Annotated in this window: 22 protein-coding genes; 8 read left to right on the top strand and 14 right to left on the bottom strand. The window is 64.1% G+C overall.

Annotated features, from left to right (window positions below; translation table 11 throughout):
- Positions 1–65: 65 nt before the first annotated feature.
- Entirely contained in the window at positions 66–1,205 is a 1,140-nt protein-coding gene (locus tag AC56PL_RS20190; protein ID WP_497154957.1) for an acyl-CoA dehydrogenase family protein, read from the bottom strand.
- 115 nt (positions 1,206–1,320) lie between these two features.
- Between AC56PL_RS20190 and AC56PL_RS20185 the strand changes: the two genes are divergently transcribed.
- Positions 1,321–1,908, top strand: a complete 588-nt coding sequence (locus AC56PL_RS20185; RefSeq protein ID WP_497154956.1) for a TetR/AcrR family transcriptional regulator — start codon at positions 1,321–1,323, stop codon at positions 1,906–1,908.
- Here the strand turns inward: AC56PL_RS20185 and AC56PL_RS20180 are convergent.
- Positions 1,895–3,040: an FUSC family protein gene (locus AC56PL_RS20180; RefSeq protein WP_497154955.1), complete on the bottom strand. Its 1,146-nt coding sequence runs from the start codon at positions 3,038–3,040 to the stop codon at positions 1,895–1,897. The genes AC56PL_RS20185 and AC56PL_RS20180 overlap by 14 nt on opposite strands.
- 44 nt (positions 3,041–3,084) lie before the next feature.
- On the opposite strand from AC56PL_RS20180, the gene AC56PL_RS20175 reads away from it, so the two are divergent.
- Positions 3,085–3,606, top strand: coding sequence for a MarR family transcriptional regulator (locus tag AC56PL_RS20175; protein ID WP_495518286.1), 522 nt, complete (start codon positions 3,085–3,087; stop codon positions 3,604–3,606).
- 19 nt (positions 3,607–3,625) lie between these two features.
- On the opposite strand, the gene AC56PL_RS20170 is transcribed toward AC56PL_RS20175, so the two are convergent.
- Entirely contained in the window at positions 3,626–3,964 is a 339-nt protein-coding gene (locus AC56PL_RS20170; RefSeq protein WP_495518287.1) for a winged helix-turn-helix transcriptional regulator, read from the bottom strand.
- Positions 3,965–4,043: 79 nt separating this feature from the next.
- Between AC56PL_RS20170 and AC56PL_RS20165 the strand changes: the two genes are divergently transcribed.
- The gene (locus tag AC56PL_RS20165) at positions 4,044–4,646 is read left to right on the top strand and encodes a malonic semialdehyde reductase (protein ID WP_495518288.1); all 603 of its coding nucleotides are present in this window, start codon (positions 4,044–4,046) and stop codon (positions 4,644–4,646) included.
- Positions 4,647–4,651: 5 nt separating this feature from the next.
- Here AC56PL_RS20165 and AC56PL_RS20160 read toward each other — a convergent pair whose 3' ends face one another.
- The 10 genes from AC56PL_RS20160 to AC56PL_RS20115 all read right to left on the bottom strand — a co-directional run bounded on the left by AC56PL_RS20160 (position 4,652) and on the right by AC56PL_RS20115 (position 14,791).
- The gene (locus AC56PL_RS20160; RefSeq protein WP_497154954.1) at positions 4,652–5,122 is read right to left on the bottom strand and encodes an NUDIX hydrolase; all 471 of its coding nucleotides are present in this window, start codon (positions 5,120–5,122) and stop codon (positions 4,652–4,654) included.
- A 93-nt stretch (positions 5,123–5,215) separates the two neighbouring features.
- Positions 5,216–6,613, bottom strand: a complete 1,398-nt coding sequence (locus tag AC56PL_RS20155) for an aminotransferase class III-fold pyridoxal phosphate-dependent enzyme (RefSeq protein ID WP_495518290.1) — start codon at positions 6,611–6,613, stop codon at positions 5,216–5,218.
- Entirely contained in the window at positions 6,613–7,926 is a 1,314-nt protein-coding gene (locus AC56PL_RS20150; RefSeq protein WP_497154953.1) for a M20 family metallo-hydrolase, read from the bottom strand. The genes AC56PL_RS20155 and AC56PL_RS20150 overlap by 1 nt, the downstream gene beginning before the upstream one ends.
- A gap of 26 nt (positions 7,927–7,952) precedes the next feature.
- The gene (locus AC56PL_RS20145; RefSeq protein WP_497154952.1) at positions 7,953–8,972 is read right to left on the bottom strand and encodes a TIGR03842 family LLM class F420-dependent oxidoreductase; all 1,020 of its coding nucleotides are present in this window, start codon (positions 8,970–8,972) and stop codon (positions 7,953–7,955) included.
- 60 nt (positions 8,973–9,032) lie between these two features.
- Positions 9,033–10,454, bottom strand: coding sequence for a dihydropyrimidinase (gene hydA, locus AC56PL_RS20140; protein ID WP_495518293.1), 1,422 nt, complete (start codon positions 10,452–10,454; stop codon positions 9,033–9,035).
- Entirely contained in the window at positions 10,454–11,815 is a 1,362-nt protein-coding gene (locus tag AC56PL_RS20135; protein WP_497154951.1) for a uracil-xanthine permease family protein, read from the bottom strand. The genes hydA and AC56PL_RS20135 overlap by 1 nt, the downstream gene beginning before the upstream one ends.
- A gap of 110 nt (positions 11,816–11,925) precedes the next feature.
- Positions 11,926–12,333 (bottom strand): VOC family protein, encoded by a 408-nt coding sequence (locus AC56PL_RS20130; RefSeq protein WP_495518295.1) that lies wholly within the window; start codon positions 12,331–12,333, stop codon positions 11,926–11,928.
- Positions 12,334–12,349: 16 nt separating this feature from the next.
- A complete protein-coding gene (locus tag AC56PL_RS20125) occupies positions 12,350–12,634 on the bottom strand; it encodes a 2Fe-2S iron-sulfur cluster-binding protein (protein ID WP_497154950.1) in 285 nt (94 codons plus the stop codon).
- Positions 12,634–13,629, bottom strand: a complete 996-nt coding sequence (locus AC56PL_RS20120; RefSeq protein ID WP_497154949.1) for an isopenicillin N synthase family dioxygenase — start codon at positions 13,627–13,629, stop codon at positions 12,634–12,636. The genes AC56PL_RS20125 and AC56PL_RS20120 overlap by 1 nt, the downstream gene beginning before the upstream one ends.
- Positions 13,630–13,813: 184 nt before the next feature.
- On the bottom strand, positions 13,814–14,791 hold the full coding sequence (locus AC56PL_RS20115) for an isopenicillin N synthase family dioxygenase (protein WP_497154948.1): 978 nt from the start codon (positions 14,789–14,791) through the stop codon (positions 13,814–13,816).
- A 51-nt stretch (positions 14,792–14,842) separates the two neighbouring features.
- Between AC56PL_RS20115 and AC56PL_RS20110 the strand changes: the two genes are divergently transcribed.
- The 5 genes from AC56PL_RS20110 (at position 14,843) to AC56PL_RS20090 (ending at position 19,989) form a co-directional block, all read left to right on the top strand.
- Entirely contained in the window at positions 14,843–16,315 is a 1,473-nt protein-coding gene (locus AC56PL_RS20110; RefSeq protein WP_497154947.1) for a PucR family transcriptional regulator, read from the top strand.
- Positions 16,316–16,367: 52 nt separating this feature from the next.
- Entirely contained in the window at positions 16,368–17,045 is a 678-nt protein-coding gene (locus AC56PL_RS20105) for an FCD domain-containing protein (protein WP_495518300.1), read from the top strand.
- Positions 17,042–18,250: a CynX/NimT family MFS transporter gene (locus tag AC56PL_RS20100; protein ID WP_497154946.1), complete on the top strand. Its 1,209-nt coding sequence runs from the start codon at positions 17,042–17,044 to the stop codon at positions 18,248–18,250. Before AC56PL_RS20105 ends, AC56PL_RS20100 begins: the two co-directional genes overlap by 4 nt.
- A gap of 136 nt (positions 18,251–18,386) precedes the next feature.
- Positions 18,387–19,001, top strand: a complete 615-nt coding sequence (locus AC56PL_RS20095) for a TetR/AcrR family transcriptional regulator (RefSeq protein ID WP_497154945.1) — start codon at positions 18,387–18,389, stop codon at positions 18,999–19,001.
- A gap of 82 nt (positions 19,002–19,083) precedes the next feature.
- Positions 19,084–19,989, top strand: coding sequence for an aldo/keto reductase (locus tag AC56PL_RS20090; protein ID WP_497154944.1), 906 nt, complete (start codon positions 19,084–19,086; stop codon positions 19,987–19,989).
- 78 nt (positions 19,990–20,067) lie between these two features.
- On the opposite strand, the gene AC56PL_RS20085 is transcribed toward AC56PL_RS20090, so the two are convergent.
- A complete protein-coding gene (locus tag AC56PL_RS20085) occupies positions 20,068–20,973 on the bottom strand; it encodes an oxygenase MpaB family protein (protein ID WP_497154943.1) in 906 nt (301 codons plus the stop codon).
- Between the last annotated feature and the right edge of the window lie 49 nt (positions 20,974–21,022).

Here is a 21,022-nt window from a genome sequence, read left to right as displayed (position 1 = left end):
CGCCTGTACGGAGATGCTCCAGATGTACGCGGAGCGTCTTCGCATAAGCGGAGCGTTTGCGGGGATTAGGTCGCCAGCGAGCGACTGATGACCAGTCGCTGAATCTGGTTGGTGCCCTCGAAGATCTGGGTGATCTTGGCCTCGCGCATCAGCCGTTCGACGCGGAAATCCTTGGTGTAGCCGTAGCCGCCGAACACCTGGACCGCGTCGGTGGTCACCTTCATCGCCGCATCGGTGGCAATCAACTTGGCCACCGACGCGTTCCGTGAATACGGCACACCGGCATCACGACGACGAGCGGCATCGATGTAGGTGGCGCGGGCCGAATCCACCGCGGCAGCCATGTCGGCGAGCAGGAAGCCAAGCCCCTGGTGGTCGATGATCTTCTTGCCGAACGTCTGCCGCTCCTGCGCGTAGGCGACGGCCTCGTCCAATGCTGCCTGCGCGATGCCGACGGCGACCGCCGCGATGCCGAGGCGACCAGAATCCAGTGCGCTGAAAGCGATCTGAAGGCCCTGCCCTTCGGCGCCGATGCGGCGGTCTTCGGGCACAAACGCATTGTCGTAACTGGCCGATGTGGTCGGAACCGCCGTCAGGCCCATCTTCTCTTCCGGCTTCCCAAAGCTCAGACCCTCGGTGTCATCAGGGACGAGGAAACACGAAATGCCTTTGGACCCTTCGCCGGTTCGGGCGAACAGGTTGTAGAAGTCGGCGACACCACCGTGGGTGATCCACGCCTTCGATCCGTTGATCGTGTAACCGCCCTCGGAGGCGGTGGCCTTGCAGGCCAGGGCTGCGGCATCGGAACCGGCCTGCGGCTCCGAAAGACTGTAGGCACCGATCTTCTCACCACCGAGCATCTCCGGGAGCCAGCGCTGCTTCTGCTCGTCGCTGCCGAAAGCCATGAGGGGATGGCACGACAGGCTGTGCACACTCACCGCGACTGCCACCGCGGCCCAGCGCGCCGCCAACTCTTCGAGTACCTGGAGGTAGACCTCGTACGGCTGGCCGCCACCTCCCCATTCCTCGGGGTACGGCAGGCTCAGCAGACCCGTCTGGCCGAGCACCTCGAAGGCCTCGGCCGGATACTTCTCGGCCTTCTCGTACTCGTCGACGATGGGTTTGAGTGCCTTGTCCGCGACGTCGCTCGCCAGCTGGACGAGGTCGCGGGCTTCTTCAGTGGGGAGCAGCCGGTTGACGGGCATCGGGCACCTTTTCGATCGTCGGGACAGGCATTGGCCGGACTCGTTTAGCAGTACTGAGCCGCACCCTTCAGTACCGTCGACAGTACTCCAGACCCTCGCGCAGTACCATCACTAGATGGTTCCGACCGTTTCCCCCGCACACGCGACTGCCCGGCGTGCGCAGCTGTTCGACGAACTGGTGGCCCTGTTCCTCCACGAAGGCTTTGCCCACCTGACGCTCGACCAGATCGCGGCGCGCCTGCACTGCTCCAAGTCGACGCTGTACACGCTCGCGGGCAGCAAGGATGAACTCGTCCGCGAGGTGACGGTGCACTTCTTCCGGGCCGCGACCACCGAGGTCGAGGCGGCAGTGGCGCACGCTACCGGGACAACCGAAAGGCTGACCGCCTATCTGACTGCGGTCGGTGCCGCACTGGCGCCCGCCGACGAACAGTTCATGGAAGACCTTGCCGGCTTCCCACCCGCCCGCGACATCTACGAGCGCAATACCCGGGCGGCAGCAGATCGCGTCCACGAACTGATCAGCGAAGGTGTTGCCGCCGGCGATGTCCGCGACGTCCACGCGGCTTTTGTCGCCGATGTGGCGTCGGCCGTCATGGTCCGGATCCAGCAGCGCAAGGTCAAAAGTTCTGTCGGGCTGGATGATTCACAGGCCTACCTCGAACTCGCCCAGCTGCTGACCACCGGGATCAGCGCGCCGTAGTCACCTCGGCCACGTGGTGCGCGGTGCCATGGTGCGCGGTGTCATGGCGCGCGATGGTCAGGGCCGCGATCACGATCCCGAAGACGACCCCCAGCGCGGTGTCCGCCATCCGGTCGAGCGCCGCATCCGGGGTCAGACCCGCACCCAGTGCGGTGAGCAGCAATGCCATCGGGGTCACGGCCATCGAGCAGAGTCCATAGTTGACGGCAACCAGGAGTTCCGCCGCGATCTGGAAGATCACAACGAGAACCACCGCGCCCCAATAACCCAACGGCACCGCGAGCAGTCCGGCGGCCAGCACTCCGCCGACCACGTTCCCGATCAACCGCTGCACACCGCGATGCACGGTCAGGTGAAAGTTGATGCCCTGCAGCGTGGCAATCGCGCCCATCGCCGCCCACATCGGGTGCGCCAGACCGATGGCATAGGCGACACCGGCGGCCACCGCAGAGGCCAGGGCCACCCGGACCGCCGAGGCAATCAGCTCTCGCTCGGCCATCCGGCGAAGATCCGCACCCACCGACCCCCACGACGAGCCACCGGCGTTTCGGACGCCCCGCACCGCATAAAACGGCCACGGAGCCAGGGACGCGCAGATTCCGATCGTCACTCCGATCGCCGCAGACGCGGTCGCGGCCACCACATCACCCGCCGACGTCGCATAGCCCACCGCAGCGGCCGCGGCGAAGATCATCACCACTGGTCCGGGACCGACCAATCGGCAGGCACCCATGACCAACACGGCAACGGCTGCAGCCACCGACATGCCCACGATCTGTACCGTCATCGAGGCCCCCGCGGCACCGAGAATGCCTCCGAACACCACGAACACGACAAGTGTTCCGCCGGTCACCGCGAGCCGCGGCAGCCGGATGCGATAGGGATCGGCGCGGCAGAATGCCGAGGTCAAAGCGCCCAACGCGGCGAATCCGGCGATATCGACCCGCCCGGCCAGACCGCCGATCACAAGCACAACCGCGAGTGCGATACCCACTCGGACCGGCACCCAGATAGCCGCGTTGCTGCGGTTCAGTGTCAGCGCGGCATCACGCCAGGTCCGAGGAGAAGCAGAGTGGACCAGCGCATGACGACGACGGGTCATGTGCTCGGAAAGGGAATCGCTTGTCAACACCTAAGTATTTTATAACTATTTTACTACTAAAGTAAATAGCGGTCATGACCTACCATGATCCGGTGACCGCAGAGACCAACCCGAGCGACGTCGTCGAGCGCGTGAGCCAGGAATGGGCACGCACATATCCCGACCTCGATACCGAGCCCATCGAGGTGGTTGCCCGCGTCAATCGCATCGCAGCTGTGCTCGCCCATCAACTCGACCTGGACCTGGAATCGCACTCGATCACCCGCTCCGAGTTCGACGTTCTCGGGGCGCTCGCCCGGTCGGAGCGCCCCCTGCGCGCCAGCGAAGTCGTGTCGACAACCATGCTCAGCGGCGCCTCGATCACCAAACTCAGCGAACGCCTCAGCGACCTCGGCCTGTTGCAGCGCAAGAAGTCCGAGCGGGACGGACGAGTAGTCCTTCTCGAATTGACCGATGCCGGACACGAACTCGTCGACACCCAGTTTCCTCGACGGCTCGCTCGCGACACGGCGATGCTGGCGACACTGACCCCCGATGAGCGGTCGTCCCTGATCACGTTGTTACGCAAGGTCTCCCGGACCATCGACAACCGCTAGTGCGGCACGAGACCGGATTCTACGATTCCAGGTTCTCCGACGCCCACGCCCCGAGTTCGTCGAGGATCGGCAACAGCGCTTCGCCCGACGGCGTCAGCCGATAGGACACCGACACCGGCGGACCTGCCTCGACCTGCCGATCGATCACACCCGCGTCTGCCAATTCGACCAACCGCGACGACAACATCGAGTCACTGATTCCGCCGATCGCGGCGCGTAGTTCAGCGAAGCCTGCGGGACCGTGCATCAGGGTGCCCAGCAGAACCCCGTTCCACCGCTTGCCGAGCAGGGCGAACGCCGACCGCAGCGCGCCGTCACAGGCGCGTGGCTCGTGCGTGATGTCGACTTCCCTGGGCATCGGCCCAGCATACCGTTTGCCACATTCGCTCCTATCTGCTTCTATTTTAGAAGTCCCTATAAATGCAGGAGTGTTCAATATGCCCGACACCATCCACACCCTCGACGCAGACGCGCGCGCACTACTCTTTCGCGACGCCCGCACCGCCAACACCTTCAGTTCGGAGCCGGTGAGTGACGAGGCACTCAAAGAGGTGTGGGAACTCGCAAAGTGGCCTCCCACCGCCGCCAACACCCAGCCGCTGCGAGTCCTCTACGTCCGCAGCGACGAAGCCAAGGAACGCCTGCTCCCCCACGTCGCCGAAGGCAATGTCGACAAGGTCCGCAGCGCACCGGTGACCGCTGTGCTGGCGATGGATTCGGCGTACCACGAACACATCCCGACTGTGCTGCCCTTCCGGCCCGAGATGAAGGACATGCTCGACGCCAACGAGGACGCCCGTAACTCGATGGGTACATTCGGCAGCACCCTGCAGGCCGGATACTTCATCCTCGCCGTGCGCTCCGTGGGTCTGACCGCCGGCCCGATGGCCGGATTCGACTCTGCCGGTGTCGATTCGGAGTTCTTCGGCGACGGCCGCTGGAAGTCGACGCTCCTGGTGAACATCGGCCATCCGGGCAAAGATGCCTGGTTCGACCGACTCCCCCGCCTCGACGAGGCCGAGGTGCTGCGCTTCGCCTGAAGCGACTACAAGTGTTCGAGGAGTCGGTCCAGGAACGGGCGTTGACCCTTCAGGAGTTTGTCCCGGGCCGCGTCCAGGTCGAACCACCCCACCCTGTCGATCTCGGGATACGACTGCATCTTTCCTGATCCGCGTGGCCATTCCATCTCGAAGGTGTTGCTGACCGTGCCGGTGATGTCGAGGTCGGACTCGATCGCAAAGGCGGTCACCAGCTTTCCGCTCGGCTGCTTGATCTCCCCGAGCTCGATGACGTCCCCGTCGGGAACCGCGAGGCCGACCTCCTCGACGAATTCCCGACGGGCCGCGGCCAGCGGTTCTTCGTCTTCGTCGTACAACCCTTTGGGTATCGACCAGGCGCCGGAATCCTTACGCGCCCACAGCGGCCCTCCCGGATGTGCGATCAGGACCTCGACCTCGATGCCTGCCTCCGCCTCGGAACGACGGAACAGCATGATCCCTGCACTTCGCTTTGGCATCGTCGCCACCGGCCTTCCCGCTCTGTGGACCGCTTGATCCGCCAGGACTACACACTAGTCCCGGCGGACAGCGTCACCGGCGAGCCGAACCGTCTACTCGACGAACGAATCGGCCACTGTCAGCGCCGCGTCCAGGATCTGCAGGCCTTCGGCAACCTCATCAGGGGTGACCGTGCACGGCGGCACCATGTGTATCCGGTTGAAGTTGGCAAAAGGTAGTAGGCCGCCCGTTTTGCATGCCGCGAGTACCGCCGCCATCGCCGGGCTCGAGCCACCATACGGCGCGAGTGGTTCGCGGGTGTCGGGGTTCTTCACCAGTTCCACCGCCCAGAACACACCCACACCACGCACGTCACCGACGCTGGGATGCTGCGCCGCGAGCTTCTCCAGTCCGGGCCCCAGGACGTCTGATCCGATGGTCGCGGCATTCTCGACGATGCCTTCGTCGGTCATCGCGTTGATGGTCGCGACGGCGGCCGCGGTGGCCAGCGGATGCCCGGAGTAGGTCAGACCACCGGGGTACGGCCGATCGGCAAATGTCTGGGCGATTTCGTTGTTGATGGCCACGCCACCGAGCGGCACGTATCCCGAGTTCACGCCCTTGGCAAAGGTGATCAAATCTGGAATGACCTCGGAGTGGTTGATGGAGAACCACTTTCCGGTGCGGCCGAATCCGGCCATCACCTCGTCGGCCACCATCACGATGCCGAAGCGATCACACAGTTCACGAACTCCGGCCAGGTAGCCGGCAGGCGGCACCATGATGCCTGCGGTCCCCGGAACCGGTTCCAGCACAATGGCGGCAATCGTCTGCGGACCCTCCATCGAGATCACCGATTCGAGATGCTCGAGAGCACGCTCACATTCCTGCTGCTCGGTTTCGGCATGGAACTGGCTGCGGTACAGGAAGGGTCCGAAGAAATGGACCACTCCGGCCGACGCGTAATCGTTGGGCCAGCGCCGCGGATCACCGGTCATGTTGATCGCGGTATCGGTACCCCCGTGATACGAACGGTAGCGGGTGAGCACCTTGCGTCGACCGGTGTGCAGGCGTGCCATCCGCACGGCATGCTCAACCGCATCGGCGCCGCCGTTGGTGAAGAACACCTTGTCGAGATCACCGGGGGTCCGCTCGGCGATCAGGCGCGCAGCCTCCGAACGCGCATCGTTGACGTGCGACGGTGCGATGGTGCAGAGCTTGTTCGCCTGCTCAGCTATCGCCGCAACAACTTTGGGGTGCTGGTGGCCGATGTTGGTGTTGACCATCTGCGACGAGAAATCGATCAGCCGATTGCCCTCGCCGTCCCAGACATACGATCCCGACGCCCCCAGAATGGTCATCGGATTCAGCTGTGCCTGCGCCGACCACGAGTGGAATACGTGCGCCCGGTCCAGCTCGTAGGCTTTGCGGCCCGCCGTCTTGGCCGCGTCCAGCTCGCCTGCGTCGGCAAACGGCGAATTGCCGCCGAAGCTCGTGTTGTCATCTGCCATCAGAGGGCACCTTCCACCATGCGACCGATGGTCTCGGTCAGAACGTCCACACCGGCCGTGAGGTCGGTGTCGTGAGTGTATTCATTCTCCGCGTGAGAGACACCGTCGACACTGGGTATGAACAACATCACCGTCGGGACCAGGTCTTTCATGTTCGTCGAGTCATGTCCGGCCCGGGTCCGCACCTGCATGTGACTGTGCCCGAGCGCCTCGATCACGTTCTCTGCCAGCGCCACGCCCTCGGGCTGGTACGTATGTCCCTTCCAGGTGTGGGCGAACCGTCGCTCGATCTCGACGTCGGCCGCGACCTCGATCTCGGCGAACGCACGATTGAGCTTCACATCGGCCTCGGCCAGCAATTCATCGGACGGCGACCGCAGATCCAGGTGCATGTGGACCTCGCGGGCCACCACCACGGGAGAGTTCGGGTAGACCGTCAGCTGGCCGCATGAGGTGTGCAGATCTTCGCCGTATTCGTCGGCCAGTTCACGCAGGGCCACAACGGCTTTCGCAGCGCCATACAGTGCGTCCTGCCGGTCCGCGATGGCGGTCGCACCGGTATGCGACTGAGATCCGATGACCGAGATCTCGTACTTGTTGGCACCCCAGGTCGACGGCACCACACCGATCAGCACGCCGGCCTTGTCGAGTTCACGGCCCTGCTCGATGTGGATTTCGGCATACGAGGCAACCTTCAGACCATCTGCCGTGTGGTGTTCGCCGGTGGTGAAGACATCCTTGTCCCCCAACATGTCCAGCTCACCGAGTGCGTCGGCCACCGAGATGCCGGCGACATCGGTGGTCTCGAGTGCTTCTTGCAGGTCGAGCTTGCCGGTGAACACACCGCTACCCTGCATCGACGGTTTGAAGCGTGATCCCTCTTCGTTGAACCAGTTCACCACGGCCAGGTTGTGGACGGCCTCATCAGGATTGGCGAGGTAGTACTGCCGGAGCCGATCCATCGCATGCGCCGCGGCCAGGACACCGTAGGCGCCGTCGTACCGACCGCCACGGGGTTGGCTGTCCATATGCGATCCGGACAGCACGTACGGCGCGCCGGGCACCAGCTCGTACAACCCGAACATGTTGCCGATCCGGTCGTACGCCACGGTGAAACCACGCTCGGTCAGCCAGCCGCCCAGCCATCGGCGATTCGCGCCGTCGGCTTCGGTGGCGGCCTGGCGCTCGACCCCATTGGCCGCCGTCGCACCGAAGGTCGACATGGTGGTGAAGTCGTCGATGAAGGCGCTGTCCGTGGCCGTATTGGCGGCGACCCGAACTGCATTGCCGGGTGCCGATTCTGAAGAACTCATCGAAGGATCCTTTTCGTCTGGGAAGGTTATGAGCGGGCGGCGAGAGTCGGCGCCATCGCCGGAATGATCTTCTCTCCGTACGCTTCCAGGGTCTGATCCTTGCCGTCGTGCTGCAAGTAGATCGAGAACTGATCGACGCCGAGGTCGCGCAGCTCCTCGAGCCGGGCGATGTGCTGCTCCGGCGTTCCCAGCAGGCAGAAGCGGTCGACGATGTCGTCCGGCACGAAGTCCGCGTGGCTGTTGCCGACCCGACCGTGCTCGTTGTAGTCGTAACCCTGCCGGTTCTTGATGTAGTCGGTGAGAATGGCCGGGACCTCGGACCCGTCGCCGCCGTATTTGTCCACCAGATCCGCGACGTGGTTGCCCACCATCCCGCCGAACCAGCGACACTGATCACGTTGGTGCGCAATGTCATCACCGACATACGCCGGGGCCGCCACCACGATCTTCACCTCGTCCGGGTCACGTCCGGCAGCCTCCGCTGCGGCCTTCACCCGCTTCACCGTCCACTCCACGATCGCCGGATCCGCCAGTTGCAGAATGAAACCGTCGGCGACCTCGCCGATCAAGTCGAGCGCCTTGGGCCCGTATCCGGCGCCGTAGACGTCCAGCCGCGAACGAGCGGCCCACGGGAACCGGATCTCGGTGTCGTTGATGGTGGCAGCGCGTCCGTTGCCCAATTCCTTGATGACAGAGATGCTGTCGCGCAGGATCGCCAGCGTGGACGGTTTGCCCGAGAGCACCCGGACAGCGGAATCACCACGGCCGATGCCGCAGATGGTCCGGTTTCCGTACATCGAGTTCAGCGTCGCAAACGTCGAGGCCGTGACCGTGGCGTCCCGGGTCAGCGGATTGGTCACCATCGGCCCGACGATCACGTTGCGCGTCGCGGCCAGGATCTGGCTGTAGATCACGTTCGGCTCTTGCCAGAGCACATGCGAGTCAAAAGTCCACACGTACGTGAAGCCCCGGTTCTCGGCCGCAACGGCGAGTTCGACCACGCGTGATGCCGGCGGATTGCATTGCATGACAACACCAAAGTCCATGTCGTGCTCCTATCGATTCTATTTACTCGTACTGCGTGGCGATCGCTGGCGATGACGGCTCTAGATGAGGTTTTGCGAGAGTTCGCGTCGCACAAACCGTCCGTCGGTCTTCTTTCCGAGATACTCACCCGCATCGACGATCACGGATCCGCGCGAGAGCACTGTTTGCACCGCACCGTCGATCTCGTATCCCTCCCACGCCGAGTAGTCCATGTTCATGTGGTGGGTCTTGCCGAGCCCGATGCTGGTGTGGCCGGCCGGATCGTAGATGACGACGTCGGCATCGGCGCCCGGCGAGATGACACCCTTGCGTGGGTACATGCCGAACATCCGGGCCGGTGTGGTGCAGCAGACCTCGACCCACTTCTCGAGGCTGATCCGCCCGTCCACCACACCCTGATACATCAGGTCCATCCGGTGCTCGACCCCACCGATCCCGTTGGGGATCTTGGAGAAATCGGCGATGCCCAGCTCCTTCTGGTCAACCATGCAGAACGGGCAGTGGTCGGTCGCGACCCCGGCGACGTCGCCGGTCCGGATGAACTTCCACAGCTCGTCCTGATGGCCCTCTGCCCGCGATCGCAGCGGCGTCGAACACACCCACTTCGCACCCTCGAATCCCGGTGCGCCGAGCTGTTCTTCGAGCGAGAGGTACAGATACTGCGGGCAGGTCTCGGCGAACACGTTGGCGCCCCGACCACGGGCGGTGGCAATCTGTTCGAGTGCCTGCCGAGCCGACACGTGCACCACGTACAACGGTGCCCCCGTGACATCGGCCAGCATGATCGCTCGGTGTGTGGCCTCCTCTTCGAGCTGCCACGGCCGCGAAACCCCGTGGTAGTACGGTGACGTCTCGCCCCGCTTGAGGTGCTGCGACACCAATTCGTCGATGGCGATGCCGTTCTCGGCATGCATCATCATCAGCGCACCGGTGTCGGCTGCGCGTTGCATGGCCCGCAGGATCTGACCGTCGTTGGAGTAGTAGACCCCGGGATAGGCCATGAACAGCTTGAAGCTGGTGACACCTTCATTGATCAATTCACCCATCGCAGAGATGGATTGATCATTCACGTCACCGATGATCTGGTGGAAACCGTAGTCGATGGCGCTGCGCCCACCCGCCTTCTGGTGCCACTGGGCCAGGGTGTCCTGCAGTTGCTCACCCGGCGTCTGGATGGCGAAATCGACAATCGTGGTCGTCCCGCCGAATGCCGCAGCACGCGTACCGGTTTCGAACGTATCAGAGGCCTCGGTCCCACCGAACGGCATCTGCATGTGGGTGTGGGCATCGACCCCACCAGGGATCACGTACTTGCCGGTGGCGTCGATAACGGTGTCGACGTTGGCGGCGAGGTCGGTACCGAACGTCGCAGCGCCCGGCTCGATCAGTGCCACGATGGTCTCACCGTCGATCAACACATCGATGAGTTGCCTGCCGGTGGACGAGACCACCGTGCCGCCACGGATGAGGGTTGTTTCCATCAGATTCCCTGCTTTCCTGCGAGTTGTTCGTCCGGGTCCTTGTCTGGCTCGCCGGCCACATTGTTCGAATCAACAGCATTCGGATCGATCGGCTCGGTGCTCTCCGGTACGGAATCGACATCCACGGTGCCGCGCCAGGTGCCGATCAGGCGCATCACGTGATAGACCACGACGGCGGAGATGGCACCAAGCGCGATGCCGCCGAAGCTGAGATCCCCGATGGTCCATGAGAAGTCGGCGATGCCGATGACCAGCGCGATGGCTGCGGTGAACTGGTTGATCGGCTTGGAGAAGTCGACCTTGTTGGTCACCCAGATGTGCACACCGAGGATGCCGACCAGACCGTAGAGGGCAACGGTGACGCCGCCGAGGACACCGGGCGGGATCGAGGCGATGACCGCACCCACCTTGGGCGAGAGGCCGAGCAGGATGGCGGCCGCGCCGGCAACCCAGTAGGCCGCGGTCGAGTAGACCTTGGTCGCTGCCATCACACCGATGTTCTCGGCGTAGGTGGTGGTGGCCGAGCCGCCGCCGCTGCCGGCGAGCACTGTGGCCAAACCGTCTGCGGCCAGGGCCTTTCCGATCCGGTGATCGTTGTTGATGCCGGTCATGGTGTTGATGGATTTGACGTGACCGATGTTCTCGACAACCAGGACCAGCACCACCGGGATGAACATGGGCAGCACCGACAGGTGGAACGTCGGGGCGGTGAAGTCGGGCAGGCCGACCCAGTCGGCGGCGCCGATGGGGTCGGTGTCGACCTCACCCCGCACCAGGGCGATGAAATAGCCGATCACCACGCTGAGGAAGATCGCCAACCGGCCGAGCAGTCCACGGAAGAGCACCAGCGACAACAGCAACATTGCCAGCACGATGAACGCGGTGACGGGCTCGGTCTCGAAGTTGCTCTTGGCCACGGGCGCCAGGTTGAAGCCCACGAGTGCGACGATCGAGCCGGTGACCACCGGCGGCATCAGCTTTTCGATCCAGCCGATCCCGACGAAATGCACGACGACGCCGATGATCGTCAGCAATGCACCGACCACCACGATGCCACCGAGGGCACCGGACTGGCCGTGCGATGTCGACGCGGCGATGGTGGGTGCGATCACCGCGAAGCTCGACCCCAGGTAACTGGGCAGCCGGTTGCGGGTGATGAGCAGGAACAGGATCGTGCCGATGCCGGAGAACAGCAGCGTTGTGGCCGGCGGGAATCCGGTGAGGACCGGGACCAGGAACGTGGCACCGAACATGGCGACCACGTGCTGCAGGCCGATACCCACGGTCCGCGGCCAACTCAGCCGCTCATGCGGTGCGACAACGGAGTCACCGGTCTTGACCTGCCACTCGAATAAGGACATTTGGTGGTTCCTTTCAGCGCACGCGGGGCGTGCGTGAGGAGATGCGATGGGAGGGGGTTCGACTCCGCTGTCGAGGAATCGCGGCCGGAGAAGGCCGCTGGGTCGGTTGTTCAGTTGTGGGATTCGAGTTCGAGATGGTTGAGCCGGAACGCGTTGCCCTCGGGATCGAGGAGCACCGACTGCCAGGCGCCGTAGTAGGTTCGTCCCGGTTCCTTGACGCAGGTCGCACCTGCCGCAACGGCCGCTGTGGTGAGTCGATCGACCTGAGCGTCGTCGTCCATCTCGAAGGTCAGGAAGTTGCTGACGCCTGCACGACCTTCCTCGGGTGCAACCAGATTGAGCATGTCGTAGGCGGTGTGGGCGCTGAATCCGAGGATGGTGTCGCCGATCATCAAGCCCCGGAAGTGTTCTGAGCGCAACTCCATCACCTCATCGAGACCGAGTAGCTCCTTGTAGAACTCCGCCAGGCCGGCGAAATCCTTGGCCAGCACACTGGCAAAAGACAGACCAACGCTCATGTGGTTACTCACTTCTCTAGAGGTCGAGCACCAGGCGTGGTGTCTGCGACCTGCTGACACACAGGATGATTCGTTTTCCGGCGGTTTTGGCCCGCTCGGAGAGCACCGTGTCCCGGTGATCGGGAACGCCGTCGAGGACGGTCGCCACGCAGGCCCCGCACTCCCCTTGCAGGCAGTTGAACTCGGCGGCGGGTACCGCCTCGCGTACCACGGCCAGCGCGGTGCGATGCGCGGGCACGGTCACCACCGCACCGGTCCGGGCGAGCTCGATCTCGAATGACCCCACCGCACCCGCTGACATCAGGACGGGCTCAGCACAATCGTTTTGGCGAACTTCGAGGTGAGGTGGTCACCCGAACTGATCGGCGCATACCGGGGCTCGCCGCCCTCGGCAACACAGGTGGGCAGGCATTCGATCATGGCGTCGTAGTTGGGTTGGTGGAAGAACACCAACGACATCCGGCGGGTGTTCCCGTCGGCGTCGGGATGCGGGGTCCGGACCCGGTGGCGCGTCGAGGTCCACAGATCATTGGTCCACTGCGCCATCAGGTCTCCGATGTTGACCACCAGCGCGTCGGGCACCACCGGCACCGGGATCCAGTCACCGTCCTTGGTGAAGACCTCCAGCCCGCCGGGCGCCTCCTCCTGCCGCACGATGGTCAGGCTGCCGTAGTCGGTGTGCGCGCCTGCCCGCATCTGTCCCGGCTGCGGCGCAGTGGTCATGTGCGGGTAGTTGATGGCACGGAGCATGGAGATGTCCTTGTCGATGGTGTCGACGAAGTAGTCCGGGTCCAGGCCGAGCCCAAGCGCGAAGGCGCTCATGAGCTTTCGCGAGAGTTCGTTCATCGCACGGAAGTAGGTGGTCCAGGCCTGCTCCATGGCAGCGGGCTGCTGCGGCCACTGGTTGGGAAGAAAGTGGGGTCCGGCATGCTCTTTCGAGAAGTACGGATCGGAGCTGTCGAAGTCGACAGGACCCACATCGAACTTCTCGTGCAGATCCCGCGGCTGATGTACGTCCTCGCTGTAGGAGAACGCCTGCTCACCGATCGACGAGTACCCACGGACCGTATCCGGGCTGGGTTGGGCAACCCGCCGCTTCTCCTGCTCCGGCAGGCCGAAGAACGCGTCCGAGGTCTGGTACATCCCGTCGATGATCTCTTGCGCGATCCCGTGGTTCTTGATCTGGAAGAAGCCGATCTCACGGCAGGCGTGGTCGAGTTCGGCGGCCACCTTCACCTTCGCCTCGTCGTCATCGCCGTACAGCGCAGAAATGTCGATCACCGGCACCACAGACATGTTTTCGCTCCCTGTCGTCGTCTCCCCTCAAGTCTGTTTCGCCACAGGTACGACCAACAAGAGCTCGGGATGCTGACAGATCCACGGGGTCGATGTCACCTGCGGCCAAGGGAAACATCTGCGTAACACTCGATTACGCAAACGACTCACGCGTCATCCTGCCGGTAACAAACCACGGCGCCCCTCACCGACGGGTGCGTCGACCGAACGTCGTCTGCCGGGTGTACTTGTCGGTGAGATGCCGGCCGGCGATCAGCGCGTCGGTGAACTGCTGGTCACCGCCCCGAAGCGGCGAGACCGCGACATCGGCGTTGGGATGTTGATAGAACGCGAACTCCAGGCGGGCGCTGTCCAGCGCCACCGACCTCGGTGGGTTGGCGGTCCGGTTGAGTGTGGCGGGCCAATGATCGTCGGTCCACTCGGCCAGCAGGTCGCCGACGAGGACCACGAGCGTGGCCGGCGTGGTCGAGACCTCGAGCCACTCACCATGCGGTCCGAGCACCTCGAGTCCACCCGGTGTCGATTCGGCCGACAAGACCGTGAACGCGCCGTAGTCGGTGTGGATCCCGGCCCGCGACTGATGCGGCAGCGGGGCCTGCGCCTGAGCCGGATAGTAGAGCGCCCGCAGCATGCTCAGTTCGGTGTCGAACTGTGGGACGAAGTAATCCGGCGACAGACCGAACGCCTCCGCGGCCATGGATATCAGTTCACCGCTGACCCGCTGCATGTGTCGGTAGTACTGCTCCCAGACCGGCCGGAATCCTTCCGGGACATTCGGCCACAGGTTGGGGTACGCCATCGGCCCCGCCCCCGGTTCACCGAGCACCGGAGCGTCGACCGCCCCGATGTCCAGCTTCTCCTTGAGGTCGCCGTGTGACTCTTCCCCGATCGAGTACGTCATGCCCTCCGATCCCGAACCCGACCAGCCACGCACCTGGTCAGGGGCCGGTTGCGCCACGGCCTCTTTCAGGCGTTCGGGCTGGAGAAAGAACTGACGGGTCATCGAGTACATGTCGGAGAGCAGTGCAGTCGGGATCTGGTGACCGACCAGGTAGGCGTGGCCGCTGCGCGAGCACGCGGTGTCCAGCAGTTCGATCTGCCGGGCCCGCGACCGGGAGCCGCGGGCAGCCTCGGAAAGGTCGACAGACGGAATGGAGAGCACCCGACTACTCTGCCTCACAGCCAGGTTTCTGGCCCACGGAGGAGGAATGTCGTGTCGAGCCCGATGGCCACCGTCGCCGAATTGGCGGTTGCGACCGGTGTCCAGATCGCGACACCACCGTCGCAGTGGGAGGCCGTCGTGACGTCGGTCATCGACGCCGAGGCCGCACGCGAGTTGGTCTCACTCGCCGGGGTTCTGGTGGTTGTCGAATGGAGTCCGGCGCGGCCGAGTGATCCGCTCCCCGATCTGCAGGCCGTCCTGGGACCCCTGGTGGTGAAGAAACCGTCCGCGATCCTGGTGAATCCGGCCCGGCAGGTCAATCCCCCCAAGCAGGCGGTCACGATGGCCGACCGGGCGCAGGTGTGTCTGCTCTGGAACGCAGTGCCCGACACCGGCGCCGATGTGACATTGCACCTGCAACGACTACTGCAAGCCCAGTCGATCACGCCTGCCGCCGACGACATGGTGACCGGAGCGGAACTGTTGCGGATCTTGCACCGGGCCGACAACCTCGAGGGCTTTCTGGACGCCATCGGGGCGCGGTTGCGCGCCACGGTCCGCCTCAGTGAGTCGCCCGCTGCGCTCGCCCGCCCGGCCGTCACCCCCGTCGCGGTATTTCCGTTGTCCCCCATCCCCCGCAGCGGCCCGGCCCTGGAGATCATCAGGGATACCGGCCTCACCGCGGCCGAGACCGCAATGCTGGAAGGTCTCGTGCCGGTCGTCGGGTTGCACGTGAAACTGCGGGACACCGAATCCGACGACGCCGCCATCGAAATCGCCCGTAACTTGAAGAACATCCTCGGCGACGACCTCGTCCAGCGCGAAGCCGGACTTCGCAAAGGCCGACGCCTCTCCCTCTTCCCCCGGCATCCGGTGGTGTGTCTGGCCATCGAGCCCTTCGGCGTCGCGGTGGACATGAGTGGCCTGCACGACCTGAAGGCCACGCTGGCACCGGTGGCAACCCGGTTCGACGCCGACGCGATCACCATCGTCAACGAAGGCGTGCTGGTTGTGATGATCAAGGCGACAACGGATTTCGATGCGCTGTCCCGGGCCCTGTATCGCGGGGTTCAGGTTCCGCTGGCGATCGGAGCCGGCGATCCCGTCGACAACGCGCGCAGTTATCCCGGCGCGTTTCGGCAGGCGGTCCGGGCGGTGGCCGTCGGCCGTCGCATCGGCGCGATCAACCGCGTCACGGCCTACCGGGATCTCGGCGTCCTCGGCGTGCTCTACCAACTCCCCGAGCACGCCCGGCGACAATTTGTCGGCGAGACTCTGGGCTCGGTCGCTGACGAGACACCGGACGGCCTCGACCAGCGCCGGATCTTGCGGGTTCTGCGTGCCACCGACTGCAACATCGCCGAATCCGCCCGCGAGCTGTTCGTGCACCCGAACACGTTGCGCAGCCGGATCGCCCGGATCGAAGCGGTCACCGGGCCGTTCATGAACGAACCCGACCGCCGGCTCACCATCTTCACCGCCCTGTCGATGTTCTCCCTGGACAGCAACGTCGAAGGCGACTGACCCCCGCCGCGCCCCGATGGTGCGACCAAACATGGGATGTTAGGTTCTTTCCATGTCCACGCAGATCGAGCGTCCCCGCCGCACCAGTGAGGTTGTGGTCGAGCGCATGCAAGAGCTCATCAGAACCGGCGACTGGCCGGTGGGTTCGCGCATCCCGGCAGAACCCGAATTGGTGGAGCAGCTGGGCGTCGGACGCAACACCATCCGGGAGGCCGTGCGCGCTCTGGAGCACGCCGGATTCCTCGAGCCCCGGCGCGGGGACGGAACGTACGTCCGTAGCCGAAACCTGTTGGCCGCGGCGATCGCTCGATGCGTGTCGAGCAGCGAGGTCCTCGAGCTGCTGCAGGTGCGCCGCGCACTCGAACGTGAGGCCGCCCAATCAGCGGCACACAATCGCACCGACGATCAGGTGCAGACGCTTCGCGACCTGCTCATCGAGATGCGGGCGGCCTTCGAGGACAACAACTTACAGCGCTACATCGACGCAGACATCGCATTCCACACCACTTTGGTTGCCGCAGCAGGCAATTCGCTGTTATCAGAGATGTATAACGGGCTGGTCGAGGTCATGGATCGTACACACGCGACGCTGATCGCCGCCGACGTCGACGCCCACCCCCATCCCACCGGACATGCCGAGGTGGTCGAGGCGATCAGCAAGGGCGATTCGAACGCCGCCCTCGCCGCCGTCGACCACTACCTCGACCGGTCGATCGAAGTGCTGTCATGACATCCACGCCCACATCCACGTCAAACCAATCGCCGAAAACCGGGTCGACGGGACGAACAGCGACGATCTTCACGGCACTGGGGATCATGGTGGTCGCGGCAAACCTGAGGCCTGCGGTGGTCGCCGTCGGACCACTCATCGACGACATCAAGGTGTCCGAGGGCTTCGGTAGCGCAGCGGCAGGCCTGCTCACCACGTTGCCGGTGCTCTGCTTCGGCCTGGTCGCGCCGATAGCACCGCGTATCGCTGCCCGGTTCGGCATCGAACGCACGATATTCGTGGCCATGGCCTTGCTCTGTGGCGCCATCGTGGCGCGCATGGTCCCCAACATGTTTGCCCTGTTCGCCGGTTCCGCGCTGGCAGGCATTGCCATCGGTATGTGCAACGTCGTCCTGCCTGCGCTCATCAAACGTGACTTCTCGCATCGCTCCGGGCTGATGACCGGCCTCTACTCGATGACACTGTCCGGCGGTGCGGCGCTGGCAGCCGGCCTGACAGTGCCGATCTACACCACCGTCGACGAGAACTGGCGGGTTGCGCTGGGTAGCTGGGCGCTCCTTGCGGCCCTGGGCCTGGTTTTGTGGATACCGCAGCTGTCCCGCATCCACCGGATCAGCACCACGCCGCTGCCGGCATCTCTGTGGCGGAACAAGATCGCCTGGGCGATCACGGTTTTCATGGCATCCCAATCACTGATCTTCTACACCTTCACCGCGTGGCTGCCCGAGTATCTGATGGACCGGGGGACCTCGAAGGCCGCCGCCGGTGGAATGCTGGCCCTGGCCCAGACCGCTGCCCTCCTGATGGCATTGGTGGCTCCGATCATCGCGGTTCGATTCCGCGACCAGAGGGTGTTGACGCTCGCTTTCTGCGGTATCTGCGCCATCGGGTTCATCGGCCTGGTGACCACCGACGTGCTCACCGTCCTATGGGTCATGCTCATCGCGAGCGGACCGGGTGCCGCCATCAGCCTGGTGCTGCTGTTCATGGTTCTACGGAGCTCGAGCACGGTCCAGACAAGCCAGGTCTCCGGGATGGCCCAATCGGTCGGTTACTGCCTGGCCGCCATCGGCCCGCTGGCCATCGGCGCGCTGCACGACATCACCGGTTCATGGACGCTGTCGATGGCGGTGCTGGCCCTGGCACTGATTCCACTCACCGGATCCGCACTTCTCGCCGCCAAAGATTCCAAGATGACGCCGTAGGCCCATGGACCGTCCGAAGCGGACCCGGCACAACTGAGAACTGCACCACAACGCCCCATTTCTGGTATACAAAACAGCATGGCCGTGGTGAACTATGAGTTCACTTCAGTTTTGGATACTTAAGGAGCAAGGACGGATGTCAAGCAGTACTGAAGCGGGCGCACCTGCAGGGTCGCCTGCCCTGTCCAGCGCTCGCAGCATCAAATGCCACAACGACGTGCTCACGGCGACCCAGGAACTACTGGCCGAGGGCGGGCTCCGTGCCGCCACGATCGACGCGATCGCCGAACGTTCAACAGTCAGCAAGGCGACGATCTACAAGCACTGGCCGAGCCGGATCGCGGTTGCCGCCGAAGCGTTCAGCCTCGCCGTCCGCGACGCCCTGCCCATACCCGACACGGGCAACATCGTCGACGACCTGACCGAGCACGTCCGCAACGTCAGCATGTTCTACGCCACCCCCAGGGGCAGAGTATTCACCCAACTCCTGGCCGCCTGCGTCGACGACGAGGCCGGTGCGGACTACTTCAAGCGGTACTACCTCGACGGCCGCCGAGAGCTCACCGCCACACTGTGGCAACGCGCGGTCGAGCGGGGAGAAGTGCACCCCGGCAACGACATCTATGTGGTGGGCGAAGTGCTGTTCGGGCCGATGGCGCTACGGCTGATCACCGGTTCGGCACCCTTCGACGCAGCGCAGGCCGAAGAGTTTGCACGAGTGGTGCTGCACGGACTCCTCAGCGTTCCCTGACACGATCTAGGACAATGGCCTGATGGAGTATATGAACGTCGGCAATTCCGGCCTCAAGATTTCGGCTCTGACATTGGGCTGCATGAGTTTTGGAACTTCCGGCCAGGGCACGCACGCCTGGACGCTCGACGAAGAAGCGAGCCGCGGCATCATCAAGGCAGCCCTTGAGGCCGGGATCACCACGTTCGACACCGCAAACATGTACTCCCTCGGCAGCAGCGAAGAGATTCTCGGCAGGGCCCTGGCCGACTTCGCATCACGCGAAGACGTGGTGGTCGCGACCAAGGTCTTCAACCGGATGCGCCCCGGACCCTACGGAGCCGGCTTGTCACGCAAGGCAATTCTCGCCGAGGTCGACAACAGCCTGCGCCGCCTCGGAACCGACTACATCGACCTCTACCAGATTCACCGTTGGGACTACCAGACCCCGATCGAAGAGACCATGGAAGCGCTGCACGACCTGGTGAAGTCCGGCAAGGTCCGCTACATCGGCGCGTCTTCGATGTACGCCTGGCAATTCGCGAAAGCACTGCACACCGCCGAACTCGGCGGATGGACTCGGTTCATCTCCATGCAGGACCACTACAACCTCATCTACCGCGAGGAAGAGCGAGAGATGTTGCCCCTCTGCGCCGATGAGGGCATCGGCGTGATTCCGTGGAGCCCACTGGCCAGAGGTCGTCTGACCCGACCATGGGACGAACAAACCGCACGCACCGCCACCGACGAATTCGGTGCATCCCTGTATTCCGAGGACGACAAGGTGATCGTGGAACGCGTACTGGAGATCGCCGCCACCCGCGGTGTCGCGCCCGCAGCCGTCGCCCTGTCCTGGGTGGCCGATCGCACCACGTCACCGATCGTCGGAGTCACCAGACCCACACACCTCAGCGACGCGGTGAGCGCACTGGATCTCACTCTCGACGAGGCCGAGGTCAGCTACCTCGAGGAGCCATACCAACCCCATCGGGTCGCCGGCTTCGTCTGACGTCCCTGAAACCTGGCGAATATTGGGGCGCCGAGGGCGAATAGCCCTCCGCCGCCCGGTATTCGACAGTTTCCAGGGTCACCGACCGGACGTCGACACCACCTCGGCCGAATCACCGTGTGCCACCGGACATCCACGCGGGAAGGTACCGAGGTCCTGGAGCTGGTAGCCCTCCGGATACGTCCGGATGTTGGGCAGATCGCGGGCCTGGATCGGCTGCTTGCGAACCGGGAAGAAGCGCACCAGAGCACCGCGCGCCTTCAGTGCCGCCCGTGACAGTGCCCGAACCGGCCGCGGCGGGTGCCGGTAGCCGAACGCGTCGAGTAGCGGATCGTCCATCAGTGATCGAGCGAAGATGTTGATCAACCACTTCGGCGCCTTGTCATTCGGCGGGAAGGTGGTCATCAGGTCCAAGGTCGAATCGGCGACCTTGCGGGCACCGGCGTTGTAGGCGAAGTGCGTGGCCTCGTATTCATCGAGGAACCGGGCGAACTCGGTGTAGTTGCCGGGGATGTCCTTGATCCCCATCAGTGTTCCCAGGCGCCGATAGTAGTTCGTTGCGCCGACCACCTCGTTGTGGGTGAGCTGACGCCATCCGTACTGCTCGATCCACCGCACCGGCGTGACCACAAATGTCGCCAGGACATATCGCATGTCGTCGTTCGAGATGTCGTAGTTGCCGTGCATCTGGTTCACCCGGCGAATCCCGTTGCGTCCCTCGACACTGTCGAAACCGTGTTCAAGAACCGCATCGAGAAGCAGCGTGGTGTCGTCGTAGCGCTTCTGGACCCGCTCGGTGAACTCGCCGGTGTCGAACAACAACTGACCGACCGACGGCACGGCATAGGTGCGGAACAGCGCAAAGCTCAACGCCTGGTTTATATCCCAGGGAAACTCGACCGTGGCCAAGAGCCGGTTGATCTGCTCGAAGTCCCGCTCGGGATCGAGTTCACCGGTCTTCTTGCGTAGTGCATACCGCCTCATTGGCTCCCCTTCTCTGGCCGTCTGACTCCGACCACCTCGAACACCGAAC

This window comes from Williamsia sp. Y721 (assembly GCF_059683565.1).
Note: the sequence above shows the minus strand (reverse complement) of the source record. Positions and strands in the feature narration are given on the sequence as shown.